Source organism: Marinobacter shunpengi (assembly GCF_045449695.1).
Classification (GTDB): Bacteria; Pseudomonadota; Gammaproteobacteria; order Pseudomonadales; family Oleiphilaceae; genus Marinobacter.
Genome location: NZ_JBJJKZ010000005.1, coordinates 350,954 through 364,828, shown reverse-complemented (window position 1 = coordinate 364,828; position 13,875 = coordinate 350,954). Strand labels below are relative to the sequence as shown.

Here is a 13,875-nt window from a genome sequence, read left to right as displayed (position 1 = left end):
CTCCTCATGACAGTTCCGGTCGTGTGAGATCGTAGGGCTCATGCAGCGGCGGGTGCCGCTCCCGGCATTCCTGCCGTTCATACAGGGGCAGGCTATCACACTCGCGGGCGTCACCCGGGTAACGGCCATCCTCGCCGGGCTGGCCGGTGGCACAGCCGGACAACATTACCAGCGCCAGCAGGCCGGCCAGCGCCAACCGGGGAGAAACCGACATCAGAGCACCATTACGAAGCCCACCGCCACTGCCAGCATGAGCAACAGGAACCAGCGGGCATAGAACTCGCCGGCGTCATCCGCCGACGGAATACGGCGACCGTCGGTAGTGGCCGCCCCTTCATACTCCGCAATCAGGCGACGGGCTTCCAGGTAGTCGTCGTCATCCACCTGCACATTGGTAAAACCGGCGGCACCGATTTCCCCGAGACCACCCTGCAGGTAGTGCCCGCCCACATGACTGTCGATGCCGTGGGCGCCCAGCAGACCGGCGATGATATGGGCCTCGGTGAGGTCCCGGGCATTGTAGGCTATCTGCATAGTATGACTCCCGATGCAGCTGCGGAAGCTCCCGCCCGGTCCTGTGGCAAACCGGCAGGGACACGTTAACTATAGCCAGTTATCCACCCGTGCGCCGAATCGGTTACGCAGATGTCACCGGAACAAACTAGACTGCGCACAAACGACAAATGGAAAACCGAGTCTATGCTGGTACTTATCCTTGGACTGATTATCTTCCTGGGCGTTCACTCGCTCTCGATCATCAACGAACCTTTCCGACACCGGCTTCTGGAAAGACTGGGGGAAGGCCCCTTCAAGGGGCTCTACTCGGCACTGTCCGCCGTCGGCCTGATTCTGATTGTCTGGGGCTACGGCCTGGCCCGGATGGAGCCTACCCTGCTCTATGCACCACCGGCCTGGCTACGCCATGTGGCCCTGCTGTTACTGGTGCCGGTATTCCCGTTGCTGGTATCGACCTACTTTCCCGGTCGGATCAGCCGTACCGTCAAGCACCCGACGCTGATCGCGGTCAAGCTCTGGGCGGTGGCTCACCTGCTGGCCAATGGCATGCTTCACGACGTTGTACTGTTCGGCAGTTTCCTGGCCTGGGCGGTGATCGACCGGATCTCCCTGAAACGCCGGAGCGGGCACCCGGTGCCGGCCCTGCCCACCAAACCGGCAAACGACGCCATCGCCGTGATTGGCGGACTAATCATCTACGTGCTGTTCGTTATGTGGATCCACCAGTGGCTGACAGGCGTGCCCCCGGTGGTGATGTAATGAGAATCTGGGGGAGGTACTAGTGTCGTCTACGAGTACGATGATTCTGAAGACCAATGGCAGGAGTCAACAACAATGAAAATTGGTATCCCGAAGGAAATCTATCCAGACGAGCGGCGGGTGGCCGCCACCCCCGCCAGCGTGGAGAAGCTGATCAAGCTTGGTTATGACGTGGTGATAGAATCCGGCGCCGGTGACGCCGCCGATTATCACGACGATGTCTACAGGGAGGCCGGTGCCGCCATTGCCGGGGACACCACCAGCCTCTGGCGGGAATCGGACATTATCCTCAAGGTACGGGCGCCCACGGAGCATCCGGACATCCGCAAGCACGAAGCGGACATGATTCGCGAGGGCGCCCTCCTGGGGAGTTACATCTGGCCGGCCCAGAATCCGGAACTACTCAAGAAACTGGCGGACCGCAAGGTCACTACCTTTGCCATCGACGCCCTGCCCCGGATCAGCCGCGCCCAGAAAATGGACGCCCTCAGCGCCATGGCCAATATCGCCGGCTACCGGGCCGTTATCGAGGCCGCCAGCCAGTTTGGCCGCTTCTTCACCGGACAGGTCACTGCGGCTGGCAAGGTGCCACCGGCCAAGGTGATGGTGATTGGTGCCGGGGTGGCCGGGCTGGCGGCCATCGGTACCGCCAACAGCATGGGGGCAGTGGTACGGGCCTTCGACACCCGCCTGGAAGTGAAGGAGCAGGTGGAAAGCATGGGCGCCGAATTCCTGGAGCTGGACTTTGGCGACGAGGAAGGCAGCGGCGGGGGCGGCTACGCCAAGCAGATGAGCGACGAGTTCATCAAGGCGGAAATGGCCCTGTTCGCCGAGCAGGCCAAGGAGGTGGATATCATTATCACCACCGCCCTGATCCCCGGCAAACCCGCTCCGAAACTGATTACCGCTGACATGGTGAAGACCATGAAGCCCGGTAGCGTGATTGTGGACCTGGCCTCGGAGCGCGGCGGTAACTGCGAACTGACCGAACCCGGCAGCATCGTGGAAAAGCATGGCGTGCGGCTGATCGGCTATACCGACCTGCCCAGCCGTATGGCCAAGGTGGCCAGTGATCTCTACGCCACCAACCTGGTGCACATGATGACCGAGCTGACCCCGGAGAAGGACGGCCAGCCGGTGGTCAACATGGAAGACGCGGTGATCCGTGGCCTGACCGTGGTCAGGGATAATGACATTACCTGGCCGCCCCCCGAACCGGAGAAACCGGCCACCACGGCGCCACCACCGGGCACGGAAGAGCCCTCGCCGGCAAAGCCAGCGGCGCCGGCGCCCTCACCGGCTCGGAAGGCCGCGGGCAAGATTGCGCTGCTGGTAGTAACCGCGCTCGCCCTTTACGGGGTGGGTGCCTATGCGCCAGAGAGCTTCCTGAGCCACTTCACGGTGTTCGTGCTGGCCTGCTTTATCGGCTGGCAGGTGATCTGGAACGTGACGCCATCGCTGCATACCCCACTGATGAGTGTGACCAATGCCATCAGTGGCATTATCGTGATCGGTGCCCTGCTTCACCTGGCCGAAGCCGAACACGCTGCCGTGGGTATCCTGTCGTTTATCGCGGTGTTCATTGCCATGATCAACGTGTCCGGCGGATTCCGCGTCACCCATCGCATGCTCAAGATGTTCCACAGGTAGGAGGCCAACCATGAGTGCAGGACTGATCAGCGTCGCCTACGTGGTGGCCAGCGTACTGTTTATCCTAAGCCTGGGCGGACTCGCGCACCAGGAATCCGCCCGCCGGGGCAACTGGTACGGGGTGGCCGGCATTCTCATCGCCATTGCCGCCACCGTTGCCGGTTTTGATCCCGGCAGTCTCACCGCCATTATCATTGCCATGCTGCTGGGTGCTGCCATTGGTCTGCCCATCGCCAACAAGGTGGAAATGACCCAGATGCCGCAACTGGTGGCCCTGCTGCACAGCTTCGTGGGCCTGGCGGCGGTGCTGGTGGGTTTTTCCAGTTACATCGACCCGCTGGTGGTGATGGTGGGTGTTGAACATACTATCAAGCTGGTGGAGGTATTCCTGGGCATCTTCATCGGTGCCGTGACCTTTACCGGGTCCCTGGTGGCCTGTGGCAAGCTGGACGGGCGTATCGACAGCAAGGCCCTGACCCTGCCCGGCCGCCACTGGATGAACCTGGCCGCGGTGATCCTCTGTGTGCTGCTGGGCGCCGCCTTCCTGGGCACCGGCAGCATGGCCATGGGCATCATCTTCCTGATTGTGATGACCCTGATTGCGGCGGTCCTGGGCGTTCACCTGATCATGGCCATCGGCGGGGCCGACATGCCGGTGGTGGTATCCATGCTCAACAGCTACTCGGGTTGGGCGGCCGCAGCCATCGGCTTCATGCTGGGCAATGACCTGCTGATCGTTACCGGCGCGCTGGTGGGCAGCAGTGGTGCCATCCTCAGCTATATCATGTGCCGGGCCATGAACCGGTCGTTCATTAGCGTGATCCTGGGCGGCTTCGGACAGACCTCCTCCAGTTCCTCAAGCGGCGATACCGACCAGACGGTGCAGGAGATCGCCATCGATGAACTGGCGGAGGAACTGCGCAACGCCGACTCGGTGATCATCGTTCCGGGTTACGGCATGGCCGTGGCCCAGGCCCAGAACGGCATCAGCGAAATTACCAAAACGCTGCGGGACCGGGGTGTCAATGTGCGCTTCGGCATCCACCCCGTGGCGGGCCGCCTGCCCGGGCACATGAACGTGCTGCTGGCCGAGGCCCACGTGCCCTACGACATCGTGCTGGAAATGGACGAGATCAACGACGATTTCCCGGAAACCGACGTGGTGTTAGTCATCGGCGCCAACGACACCGTAAACCCGGCCGCCGCCGAGGATCCGACCAGCCCCATCGCCGGCATGCCGGTGCTGGAGGTCTGGAAGTCCCGGCAGGTGGTGATCCTGAAACGGGGCATGGCCACTGGCTATTCCGGTGTCGAGAATCCCCTGTTCTTCCGGGACAACAGCTACATGCTGTTCGGTGATGCCAAGGAGTCCGTGGACAAACTGCTTGGTGCCATCCGGTAAGACAAAGAGTGGTGAGCGGACCTGGTGCGACCAGGTCCGCTATACTGCCTGGTGTCCCGTTCTCTTACACCAGAAGGATTGCCGTCGTTGACCCTGACCACACCCGCCCTGCTGTTTCCGGCCATTTCCCTGTTGCTGCTGGCCTACACCAACCGTTTCCTGGTGCTGGCACAGCTCATCCGTCAGCTCAAGCAGATGGATTCGGAGGAGGACCACGCCCTGATCGCCCGCCAGATCGGCATGCTGCGCAAACGTATCACGCTGACCAAGCGCATGCAGGCATTCGGGGTGCTCAGTTTCTTCGTGTGCACCGTGTCCATGTTCATGCTGTTCCTGGGGGCCCAGATGGCCGGTGCCATCACCTTCGGCCTGAGCCTTGTACTGCTGTCGGTATCGCTGCTGTACTCCCTTTATGAGATTATTATTTCCACCAATGCGATTAATGTGGAACTGGAAAACTTCGAGGCCCGCCACCGGGCTTCTCCCTGAACAGGACGCCCAAGCCATGTCAGCCTTTGCCCGTTGCCTTCTCGCCATCACCCTGGTTACGGCAGCCGCCACTGCCCAGGCCGAAGTGGAAATCGCCCCCTTCGCGGGCTTTCGCATGGGCGGCGAATTTGACGTTAACGACCGGGATACCGACGAAGAGGACACCCTGGAGTTCAAGGATTCCGAGAGCTTCGGCGTGGTCATGAACTTCGACCTGAAGGAACCGGGCAAGCAGGCGGAGCTGTACTTCAGCCGGCAGGAAACCACCGCCTCCACCTCGAACCAGTTCCTCACCGAGGATCGCTATTCGGTGGATGTGACCATCTATCAGCTCCAGTTCGGTGGCCTGTACTTTCCCGGTCACAAGAACACCGGGGGGTTTGTATCCGGGGTAGTGGGCGTTACCCGGCTGGATCCGAAGCCCTCCGGGCTGGATGACCACCACCGGGCGTCCATTGCCATCGGCGGCGGCTACAAGCTGGCGTTGACGGAGAGCCTGCTGGCCCGGTTCGACCTGCGCGGCGTCTACACCGTGCTCGACAGCGGAGGGGCGGTATTCTGCGATGGTGGCTGTGCCGTGCGCTTCGACAGTAGCGGCTATGGGCAGGTTGAAGCCAGTGCGGGCCTGGCGTTCCGGTTCTGAAACGGCTCTTATCTGTAAATACTGCGCAAATCTGCTAGCCAGCGCCTGACAGAATCGCAACCGGGTTGTAGAGTTTCGTCTGGAACACTATCGAGGAAGCGACCCATGCGTTTTTTACACCAGCCCGGCCCCCTTTTGCTGGTGATAGCCCTGTTACTGACGGGCTGTGCGTCCGGGCCCGACGTCAGCCAACGGGGTGACCAGGACTACACACCGGTGTACCAGCCCACCACAGAGGCCGACAACGATCGCATCGCCGCCCTGGAGGACGTGTTCGCCCGGTATGAGGGTACGCCTTACCGGTATGGCGGCACCAATGCCCGTGGCTTCGACTGTTCGGGCTTTATCGGCAGGGCCTACCAGGAGGCGTTCGGTATGGAACTGCCCCGCACGACCTCCCAGTTGCTGGACCAGGGAGATTATGTGCCACCGGACCAGCTGAGGCCCGGTGATGTGGTGTTCTTCAATATCCGGGGCAAGGAAAGCCACGCCGGTATCTTTATGGGCGGTGACGATTTCATCCATGCCTCCACCTCCGTGGGCGTTACCCAGTCGTCCCTGAACGGTTACTACTGGCGGGGCCGCATGACCCAGGCCCGGCGTTTCGATTGAGGGCGCGTTTCAGGAGGTTCCGAGACCGAACAGTTGCGGGTACCAACGCAACACTGCAATCACCACCAGGTCGTACACCGCGTGCCAGACCATCACCAGTTGCAGGCTGTCGGTGAGGGCATAGGCAACACCAAACAGCGCCCCCAGGGCCGTGGCTACCAGGAAGTAGGCTCGCGACATGGCGTGGGCCAGGCCGAATGCCATGGCCCCGACCAGGATGCCCGCCACCGTGCCCAGGTGCTGCCCCACCCAGCCCTGGATCACGCCCCGGAACAGCAGTTCCTCGCCAATGCCGGCCAGCACCGCCAGCCCGACCAGCACCGGCCAGCGCTGGGAACGGACGAACCGATGCAGGTCCCGGATATGCTTCTTCATGGTATCGGAGGACAGCACATCCATCAGCGACAGCAGCAACAGTGCGCCGTAGGTCAGCAACCCGGCCAGGGTACCCAGGAGCAGAAAGCCGGAGATGGTCAGGCCTTTCATCGCCACCGGGATATCAAACACCATCAGCGGTATCAGTCCCACCAGCACAATACCCGCCTGGAACAGCAATCCAGCCAGCGGCGAGAGCCCCCGTTTCCGTCGTGTCGCCATGTAATCCGCCCCGTCTGTCATTGGCCATACCGCGCTCACTTTACGTGGCCGCGGGGCAGGCGCCAATCCCATGTAGTAATCCGCTAATACCCGCACTCGGGACAACCCTGATAGCGTTATCAATGGCAACTGTGCCGAGACAACGACAAGGAGAAGGCCATGAGCGGTAAAAAGATTCTGATGATCACCGGTGATTTCACTGAGGACTATGAAACCATGGTGCCCTTCCAGGCCCTGATGGCCGTCGGCCACACCGTGGACGCCGTATGCCCGGACAAAAAGGCCGGCGAGACTGTCGCCACTGCCATCCACGATTTCGAGGGGGACCAGACCTACACCGAGAAGCCCGGCCATCGCTTCGCCCTGACCGCCGACTTTGATTCGGTGGACCCGGCCAGCTACGACGCCCTGGTGATCCCCGGCGGACGTGCACCGGAATACCTGCGCCTGAACGACCGGGTACAGCAGATGGTGAAGCACTTCTTCGAGACCGAGAAGCCGGTGGCGGCCATCTGCCACGGTGCCCAGATCCTGGCGGCAGCGGGTGTATTGAAAGGCCGCAAGTGTTCCGCCTACCCCGCCTGTCAGCCCGAGGTGGAACTGGCCGGTGGCTCCTTCGCCAACATTGAAGTGGACCAGGCGGTCACCGATGCTAATCTGGTAACAGCACCGGCATGGCCGGCCCATCCGGCCTGGCTGGCCCAGTTCTTCAAACTGCTGGACCGCTGACGGCTACCCGGGCCGGCTTTGTCCGGCCCGGGAACCCAGGCGGAGGAGATCCCGTGATGTGCAAGCTCTTCATCAACGCCGACCCGGATCTCTGGGTCAGCAAGACCCATTCCCTGCGCATTGATGGCATGGTCACCAGCATCCGCATGGAAAACACCTTCTGGCACGTGCTGGCGGAACTGGCGGACCGGGACGGCATGAACGTGCCCCAACTGGTCACCCGGCTGTACCATGAATCCATCGACGCGGGCCATGACCTGGGCAACTTCACGTCCTTCCTGCGGGTCTGCGCCATGCGCTACCTGGCCCTGCAACTGAGTGGCGACGTGCCCAGGGATCAGCGGGTATCCATCGCGTCACTGGACGCAGAGAAGATCCTGGAGCAGGAACCGAAGCCGCCCGTGGTGAATGCCAGCGGAGGTAACGCCACGCACTGACAGGCTGGTCAGGCCAGACCGCTGACCGCCAGATGAAGGGCGATGCCCGCCATCATCAGCCCGATCACCCCGTCGATAATGCGCCAGGCCAGGGGCTTCGACAGCACCGGCGCCAGCGCTGCCCCGCCCCAGGCCAGGGCCCCGAACCAGAGGATGGACGCACTGCTGGCACCCGCCACAAAGGTAGCCGTACTTTCCTGCTGGGCGCCAATGGACGGGATCAGCAGCAGGGTGTCGAGATAGACCTGGGGGTTAAGCAGGGTCACCGCGAGCGTGCTAAACAGCACCCCCTTGAGACTCCGGCTTTTCACCTCGCCCACCCGCAACCGGTCACGGCCACGGCTGGCCCGCACCAGGGCCTGGACCGCCAGCCACCCCAGGAACACCACGCCCAGCCAGCGCAGGGCTTCCAGCGCCTCCGGCACCGCCATCAGGGCAGCACTCACCCCCAGCATACCGGCGCTGAACAGCACCACGTCCGCCAGCATGCACAGGCCGGCGGACCACCAGTGGTGTTCCCGTCGGATCGCCTGGCTCAGCACATAGGCATTCTGCGCGCCGATCGCCACGATAATCCCGCCACACACCAGTAATCCGGTCAGGTAACTGTCCAACATGTCCGCCTCTTACTCCGATGTTTTCCCCTAAGCGAGGCAAGCATAGCCATTTCCCGATATACTGGAAATTCATATTGCTACTGCCACATCAGTTTTACTTATGATCGACTACAAACTACTGGAAGCCCTGTCGGCGGTGATCGAGCATGGTGGGTTTGAACGGGCCGGCGACGCCCTCGGCATCAGCCAGTCTGCTGTATCCCAGCGGCTGCGTTCGCTGGAGGTGCGGGTCGGGCAGCCGGTGCTTATCCGCTCGCCGATGCCCCATGCCACGCCGGCCGGCCAGCGGCTACTGAACCATGTGCAACAGGTGAAACTGCTGGAACGGGACCTGGCCCAGAGCATCCCTACCCTGGCGGAGTCCACCAGCCGCCTGCGGATTGCCCTGAACGCCGACAGCCTCGCCACCTGGTGGGCAGATGCCCTCAGCGAGTTCTGCCAGCAGGAAGGCTTGCTGCTGGACCTGGTGATCGAGGATCAGGACATTGGCCTGCAACGGATGCGTGAAGGGGACGTCGCCGCCTGCCTGTGCAGCAGCCCGCAACCGGTGGCCGGGGCCCGCTGCGTGTCCCTGGGCACCATGACCTACCTGCCCCTGGCAACACCGGCCTACCAGGCCCGGTACTTCCCGGACGGTCCCACCCTGGAGGCGTTCCGCTGCGCCCCGGTGATCGTGTTCGGCCCCAACGACCAGCTCCAGCACCGGTTCCTGGCCCAGTGCGGCTACCACGGCCGGTTTCCCTACCACCTGTGCCCGTCGTCGGAAGGTTTCCTCAAACTGGCCACCAGCAGCATGGGCTACGGCATGCTGCCGGAAAGCCAGGCCCGGCGGGAACTGGACACGGGCGTACTGTCCAGCATCGTGCCCGGGCAACACCTGGACGTGCCCCTGTACTGGCACTTCTGGCGCCATGGAGGCAGCCTCATGGACCGCCTCACCGAGGTATTACTGGCCGCCTGGAAACCCTGAACCCGGAGACGGACAGACAGATTTGTTACACTGCGCCGTTCATTCTGTGGAGTCCGTCTGACTTATGCCGACACTGATACGCCTGTCCAATGCGGTGGAACTGGCCGACTGGGAGGTCGAGCTGACCCAGATCCGGGCCCAGGGTGCCGGTGGCCAGAACGTCAACAAGGTGGCCAGCGCCGTTCACCTGCGCTTCGATATCAACCGGTCCACCCTGCCGCCCTTCTACAAGGAACGGCTGCTGGCCCTGTCGGACCATCGCATCACCAAAGACGGCGTGGTCATCATCAAGGCCCAGTCTTTCCGTACCTTTGAACTGAACCGTCAGGATGCGCTGGACCGGCTGAAGGCGCTGATTCTGGATGCGGTAAAAGTGCAGAAAAGGCGCCGCCCCACCCGACCTACCCGGTCATCCCAGCGCAAACGGGTGGACAAAAAAACCCAGAAAGGCAAAACCAAAGCCCTGCGCGGCAAAGTCATGTAATCATTGCCCCATGAATACCGGTTATCGGTGAGTACCGGGCGGCTCCGCCCTAGCCAGCAGTCCGGTCAGGGAAGTACTTCCCCGCTCTCCTCCCGCCAACCGGGCCCCACCTGGACGCGGATATCCCGGGCCGTGACCAGCTCCCCGCATTCCGAACAGACCGTCACCGGTTTCATCACCTGGCCACACGCCTTGTGGATATGCTGCAGGGGCGCTCCCTGGTCGTCTGCCATATGCCGGTCACCCCAGCTCACCAGGGCCAGGATCACGGGATGCAGTTCAAGCCCCTTCTCCGTCAGCCGGTATTCCTCCCGCAGCGGTCGCTGCTGATACGGCACCTTGCGGAGCACATCCTGTTCCACCAGCTTCTTCAGACGGTCGGTAAGCACGTGCCGGGTAATACCCAGCCGCTTTTCAAAGTCGTCAAACCGGCGAACGCCCAGGAAACAGTCCCGCAGGACCATCAGCGTCCAGCGGTCCCCCACCACAGACAGGGTACGGGCCAGGGAACAGGGTTGTTGGTCAAGCTCTTGCCAGCGCATGGATGGCCCCGGAAATGGATGTGATACCAGAATAACTTGACAGGTTCTTTTTTGGAACCGACTATCAGTTAGTTCCAAAAAAGAACCAATTGTCGATAAAGAGGAGACAGCCATGTCCAGGCAACAGGTCGCCGTTGTCATTGGCGCTGGCGACGCCACCGGGGGAGCCATCGCCCGCCGCTTTGCCCGCGAAGGTTTTACCCTGTGCGTGACCCGGCGCAACGCCGACGCCCTGGAGCCTCTCAGGGAAGCCATCGAGGGCGACGGTGGCACGGCCCACACCTTCGGCTGTGACGCCCGTGATGAAGACGCCATGACGGCGCTGTTCGACGGCATAGAACGGGATATCGGCCCGGTCACCGTGGTGGTCTTCAACATCGGCGCCAACGTCCGTTTCCCCATCACCGAGACCACCGGGCGGGTGTATCGCAAGGTCTGGGAAATGGCAGCCTTCGCCGGCTTCCTGACCGGTCGCGAGGCGGCCCGGGTCATGCTGCCCCGGCAACAAGGCACCATTATCTTTACCGGGGCGACGGCGTCCCTGCGCGGCGGCAGCGGCTTCTCCGCCTTTGCCGGCGCCAAGTTCGCCCTGCGGGCCCTGGCCCAGAGCATGGCCCGGGAGCTGGGGCCACAGGGGATACACGTGGCCCATAGCATTATCGACGGCGCCATCGATACCGATTTCATCCGCGACAACTTCCCGGACCGCTACGCCCTAAAGGACCAGGACGGCATCCTCAATCCGGACCACATCGCGGAGCAGTACCTGCAACTGCACCGCCAACCCCGGGATGCCTGGACCCATGAGCTGGACCTGCGCCCCTGGCTGGAAACCTTCTGACGCAAACGGAGAACGACCATGAGCAAGACACTGGAGTGCTACTTCGATGTGGGCAGCCCGGCCAGTTACCTGGCCTGGACCCAGCTGCCCGGGATCGCCAGCCGCCACAATGCCGGACTGGTGTGGAAACCCATGCTGCTGGGCGGCGTGTTCCAGGCCACCGGCAACCAGTCCCCGGCCGCCATCGAGGCCAAGGGCCGATACTCGCGGATGGACATGCAGCGGTTCGCCCGCCGCTACGGGGTAACCCTGAACCACAATCCCTATTTCCCGGTGAATACACTCCATCTGATGCGGGGCGCCGTGGCCTTCCTGGACACGCCCCGGTTCGATGACTACCTGACGGCGGTCTTCAACGCCCTGTGGGTGGACGAGCAGGACATGGGACAGCCGGAGGTGGTCGCGCAGGTTCTGTCCCGCGCGGGCTTCGATCCGCAGGACGTCATGGCCCGGGCCAGCGACCAGGCCGTCAAGGACCGGCTCAAGGCAATCACCACCGAGGCGGTCGAGCGGGGCGTATTCGGAGCCCCCACCCTGTTCGTGGACAATGAGATGTTCTTCGGCCAGGACCGCCTGTGGATGGTGGAGGAAGCCCTGGCCTGAAGGCGGCCCGGCCTGCTCCTATTCCAGGCGTTGGACGATATCCACCCCAATGCCATTGGGATCAAGGATGGAGAAGTGCCGGTCGCCCCAGGGCTCGTCACGCAACGATACTTCGATGGGGGCGCCCAGTGCCCGGATTCGCTCGAACTCGGCGTCCGCATCATCCACGTCCACGGTAAACCACAGGCCCCGTCCGGAAAACGGCGCCTGGAACAGGGAAGACTGGAACTCAAGTCCAGGCTTCATGAAGCCCAGCTCACTTTCCCCCAGACTGAGAACCACCACCCAGAGGTCTTCCCCCTCATAGATCACCTCACTGTTGAAATAACGGACGTAAAAGTCCCGTGATTCTGCCACCTTATCGGTGACGACACCCGACCAGAGTTTACGGATAGTGGTCATGGTCTGCCTCCTGCTGCTGTGGATTTCCACCCAGTATCAGACCAGGCCAGTAGCCGGTTCTTGGAAAAATGCGTCAATCTGTGGAAATCCGGTACTGGGAGGGGGACAGGCCGGCAAACTGCCGGAACTCGTTGCTCAGGTGGCTCTGGTCGTAGTATCCGGCCTGCAGTGCCACATCCGCCAGTTCATGGCCCGTCCCATCCAGTAAATCGCGGGCATGGCCGAACCGGCAGATTCGGGCAAACACTTTGGGCGGAACCCCCACCGCTGGCAGGAAGCCTCGCTCAAGGCGCCGCCGGCTACATCCCAGTTCTTCCGCCAGGGCGTCAATAGAAATCTGGCCGCAGTGGGCAGTAATACAGGCAACCGCCCGGTCCGCCAGCGTGATATCCAGGGTCATGCGACCAAGCTCTGCCAACAGGCGCTGATTCAGCCGGTCGAAGACAGTATCCTGATCCATGATCTCTGGCACGTCACCCAGATCAAGACGAAGCACGTCATGGACCGGTTCAGAGGTATCGGTCAGTTCATGAGTTGCCGCCTGTAGGAGATGCCGCGCACGGGCTGGCCGGAAGCGGACACCGAGATAATCGCCCCCGGTGACCAGGGGCACCCGGCGACAGGCGGTGGACGTTCCGTACACCAGCGCCCTTAGTCGAGGGCCTTCCACTTGTAGCACCAGATCCACGGCGCCATCCGGTATGACTGCGTAGTCGGGGTCCGTGTTACCCCGGCTGCGCCAGTAATGGCTGACCAATGGTCGCAGGGGCGGTGCAGGAAGATGGAATTCCAGGGGCTCGGTGACCATGGCCTTTCCTTACTCGATAGCATCATCACTATAGCCGATTACCGCCGACTTTCATCGAATGGCGAAGGACGCCACCAGTGCCAGCAGCAGTATGGCCGACACCCCCTTGCCAGAAGATAACCTTACATCAGGAGACGTCAGCGTAGCTGGGAGTCCTTGCTGCCCCGGCGATTGAACAGACTGACATCCGACTGTTCACGATCCTTCTCGCTCTGGCAGCGCACGCAGAGGCGAACACCCGGCAGGGCCTTGCGCCGGGCTTCCGGAATAGGATCATCGCACTCCTCGCAGTGCGTCAGGCTGTCACCCTGGGGCAGATTCGAGCGTGCCCGCTCGAGGGCATCTTCCACGGTGCTGTCAATCTGGTCCTGTACCGCACCATCCTTTGACCAGCCACCGGCCATCTCAGTAACCCTCCGGGTCCGGCGGCATTACCACCCACTCCGGGTCCTCAAATTCGCCAATCGGAGTGATGTCCACAAACGGGGCGGCGCTGCGGATAATGTCGGCAATTTCCGGGTTGTGCTGGCCTTCCATGGCGTCCCGCTGTTCCTTGCTGTCCCAACTGGCGATGGCGATCAGGGTGTTGGGATCGCCGATCTTGCGGTGCAACTCGGTGCCCCGGGCACCGGGTGCCTGCTGGATCAGTTCACTGGCGCGGACCCAGGCGTCGGCGTATTCCTCGGCGGTGTGCCCTTCCCTTACCCGTGCTTCAAAGATGAATTTCATACCTACCTCCCCGATTTTGACGGATCAACGGAACGCTATCCCCAC

General features: G+C 62.3%; 21 protein-coding genes. 12 read left to right on the top strand and 9 right to left on the bottom strand.

Translation table 11 applies throughout. The features are described from left to right. Nucleotides 1–4: 4 nt before the first annotated feature. Together ACJO2E_RS03645 and ACJO2E_RS03640 are read right to left on the bottom strand one after the other, a co-directional pair. Complete coding sequence (locus ACJO2E_RS03645; RefSeq protein ID WP_406961933.1) at nucleotides 5–214, bottom strand: hypothetical protein; 210 nt, start codon at nucleotides 212–214, stop codon at nucleotides 5–7. Then, complete coding sequence (locus tag ACJO2E_RS03640; RefSeq protein WP_406961931.1) at nucleotides 214–534, bottom strand: putative signal transducing protein; 321 nt, start codon at nucleotides 532–534, stop codon at nucleotides 214–216. Before ACJO2E_RS03640 ends, ACJO2E_RS03645 begins: the two co-directional genes overlap by 1 nt. A gap of 165 nt (nucleotides 535–699) precedes the next feature. Between ACJO2E_RS03640 and ACJO2E_RS03635 the strand changes: the two genes are divergently transcribed. From ACJO2E_RS03635 to ACJO2E_RS03610, 6 genes are all read left to right on the top strand, one after another. Beyond that, complete coding sequence (locus ACJO2E_RS03635) at nucleotides 700–1,275, top strand: NnrU family protein (RefSeq protein ID WP_406961930.1); 576 nt, start codon at nucleotides 700–702, stop codon at nucleotides 1,273–1,275. Nucleotides 1,276–1,350: 75 nt separating this feature from the next. Beyond that, nucleotides 1,351–2,925 (top strand): Re/Si-specific NAD(P)(+) transhydrogenase subunit alpha, encoded by a 1,575-nt coding sequence (locus ACJO2E_RS03630; protein ID WP_406961928.1) that lies wholly within the window; start codon nucleotides 1,351–1,353, stop codon nucleotides 2,923–2,925. Between the two features lie 10 nt (nucleotides 2,926–2,935). Then, the gene (pntB, locus tag ACJO2E_RS03625) at nucleotides 2,936–4,327 is read left to right on the top strand and encodes a Re/Si-specific NAD(P)(+) transhydrogenase subunit beta (protein WP_406961926.1); all 1,392 of its coding nucleotides are present in this window, start codon (nucleotides 2,936–2,938) and stop codon (nucleotides 4,325–4,327) included. A gap of 87 nt (nucleotides 4,328–4,414) precedes the next feature. After that, complete coding sequence (locus ACJO2E_RS03620) at nucleotides 4,415–4,816, top strand: DUF2721 domain-containing protein (protein WP_406961924.1); 402 nt, start codon at nucleotides 4,415–4,417, stop codon at nucleotides 4,814–4,816. A gap of 16 nt (nucleotides 4,817–4,832) precedes the next feature. After that, the gene (locus ACJO2E_RS03615; RefSeq protein WP_406961923.1) at nucleotides 4,833–5,459 is read left to right on the top strand and encodes a hypothetical protein; all 627 of its coding nucleotides are present in this window, start codon (nucleotides 4,833–4,835) and stop codon (nucleotides 5,457–5,459) included. Between the two features lie 105 nt (nucleotides 5,460–5,564). Then, a complete protein-coding gene (locus tag ACJO2E_RS03610; RefSeq protein ID WP_406961922.1) occupies nucleotides 5,565–6,071 on the top strand; it encodes a C40 family peptidase in 507 nt (168 codons plus the stop codon). 9 nt (nucleotides 6,072–6,080) lie between these two features. Here the strand turns inward: ACJO2E_RS03610 and ACJO2E_RS03605 are convergent, their stop codons facing one another. After that, the gene (locus ACJO2E_RS03605; protein ID WP_406961920.1) at nucleotides 6,081–6,668 is read right to left on the bottom strand and encodes a CPBP family intramembrane glutamic endopeptidase; all 588 of its coding nucleotides are present in this window, start codon (nucleotides 6,666–6,668) and stop codon (nucleotides 6,081–6,083) included. Nucleotides 6,669–6,827: 159 nt separating this feature from the next. Between ACJO2E_RS03605 and ACJO2E_RS03600 the strand changes: the two genes are divergently transcribed. Then, nucleotides 6,828–7,397, top strand: a complete 570-nt coding sequence (locus tag ACJO2E_RS03600; RefSeq protein WP_406961918.1) for a DJ-1/PfpI family protein — start codon at nucleotides 6,828–6,830, stop codon at nucleotides 7,395–7,397. Nucleotides 7,398–7,453: 56 nt separating this feature from the next. Then, entirely contained in the window at nucleotides 7,454–7,834 is a 381-nt protein-coding gene (locus ACJO2E_RS03595; protein ID WP_406961916.1) for a ribbon-helix-helix domain-containing protein, read from the top strand. Nucleotides 7,835–7,842: 8 nt separating this feature from the next. Here ACJO2E_RS03595 and ACJO2E_RS03590 read toward each other — a convergent pair whose 3' ends face one another. Further along, on the bottom strand, nucleotides 7,843–8,451 hold the full coding sequence (locus ACJO2E_RS03590) for a LysE/ArgO family amino acid transporter (protein ID WP_406961914.1): 609 nt from the start codon (nucleotides 8,449–8,451) through the stop codon (nucleotides 7,843–7,845). Between the two features lie 100 nt (nucleotides 8,452–8,551). On the opposite strand from ACJO2E_RS03590, the gene ACJO2E_RS03585 reads away from it, so the two are divergent. Together ACJO2E_RS03585 and arfB are read left to right on the top strand one after the other, a co-directional pair. After that, nucleotides 8,552–9,421 carry a LysR family transcriptional regulator ArgP gene (locus ACJO2E_RS03585; protein WP_406961912.1) on the top strand — a complete coding sequence of 290 codons (870 nt, stop codon included), beginning with the start codon at nucleotides 8,552–8,554 and terminating at the stop codon, nucleotides 9,419–9,421. A 73-nt stretch (nucleotides 9,422–9,494) separates the two neighbouring features. Beyond that, a complete protein-coding gene (arfB, locus tag ACJO2E_RS03580) occupies nucleotides 9,495–9,905 on the top strand; it encodes an alternative ribosome rescue aminoacyl-tRNA hydrolase ArfB (protein WP_406962371.1) in 411 nt (136 codons plus the stop codon). Between the two features lie 65 nt (nucleotides 9,906–9,970). On the opposite strand, the gene ACJO2E_RS03575 is transcribed toward arfB, so the two are convergent. Beyond that, entirely contained in the window at nucleotides 9,971–10,447 is a 477-nt protein-coding gene (locus tag ACJO2E_RS03575; protein ID WP_406961911.1) for a winged helix-turn-helix transcriptional regulator, read from the bottom strand. Between the two features lie 112 nt (nucleotides 10,448–10,559). Between ACJO2E_RS03575 and ACJO2E_RS03570 the strand changes: the two genes are divergently transcribed. Next, a complete protein-coding gene (locus ACJO2E_RS03570) occupies nucleotides 10,560–11,288 on the top strand; it encodes an SDR family oxidoreductase (RefSeq protein ID WP_406961909.1) in 729 nt (242 codons plus the stop codon). Nucleotides 11,289–11,306: 18 nt separating this feature from the next. Further along, nucleotides 11,307–11,891, top strand: coding sequence for a 2-hydroxychromene-2-carboxylate isomerase (locus tag ACJO2E_RS03565; protein ID WP_406961907.1), 585 nt, complete (start codon nucleotides 11,307–11,309; stop codon nucleotides 11,889–11,891). A gap of 18 nt (nucleotides 11,892–11,909) precedes the next feature. On the opposite strand, the gene ACJO2E_RS03560 is transcribed toward ACJO2E_RS03565, so the two are convergent. The 4 genes from ACJO2E_RS03560 to ACJO2E_RS03545 all read right to left on the bottom strand — a co-directional run bounded on the left by ACJO2E_RS03560 (nucleotide 11,910) and on the right by ACJO2E_RS03545 (nucleotide 13,830). Beyond that, complete coding sequence (locus ACJO2E_RS03560) at nucleotides 11,910–12,293, bottom strand: VOC family protein (RefSeq protein WP_406961905.1); 384 nt, start codon at nucleotides 12,291–12,293, stop codon at nucleotides 11,910–11,912. A 73-nt stretch (nucleotides 12,294–12,366) separates the two neighbouring features. Then, nucleotides 12,367–13,101 (bottom strand): helix-turn-helix domain-containing protein, encoded by a 735-nt coding sequence (locus ACJO2E_RS03555; RefSeq protein WP_406961903.1) that lies wholly within the window; start codon nucleotides 13,099–13,101, stop codon nucleotides 12,367–12,369. 137 nt (nucleotides 13,102–13,238) lie between these two features. Continuing rightward, nucleotides 13,239–13,505 carry a DksA/TraR family C4-type zinc finger protein gene (locus ACJO2E_RS03550; protein ID WP_406961901.1) on the bottom strand — a complete coding sequence of 89 codons (267 nt, stop codon included), beginning with the start codon at nucleotides 13,503–13,505 and terminating at the stop codon, nucleotides 13,239–13,241. A gap of 1 nt (nucleotide 13,506) precedes the next feature. After that, complete coding sequence (locus ACJO2E_RS03545; protein WP_406961899.1) at nucleotides 13,507–13,830, bottom strand: antibiotic biosynthesis monooxygenase family protein; 324 nt, start codon at nucleotides 13,828–13,830, stop codon at nucleotides 13,507–13,509. Between the last annotated feature and the right edge of the window lie 45 nt (nucleotides 13,831–13,875).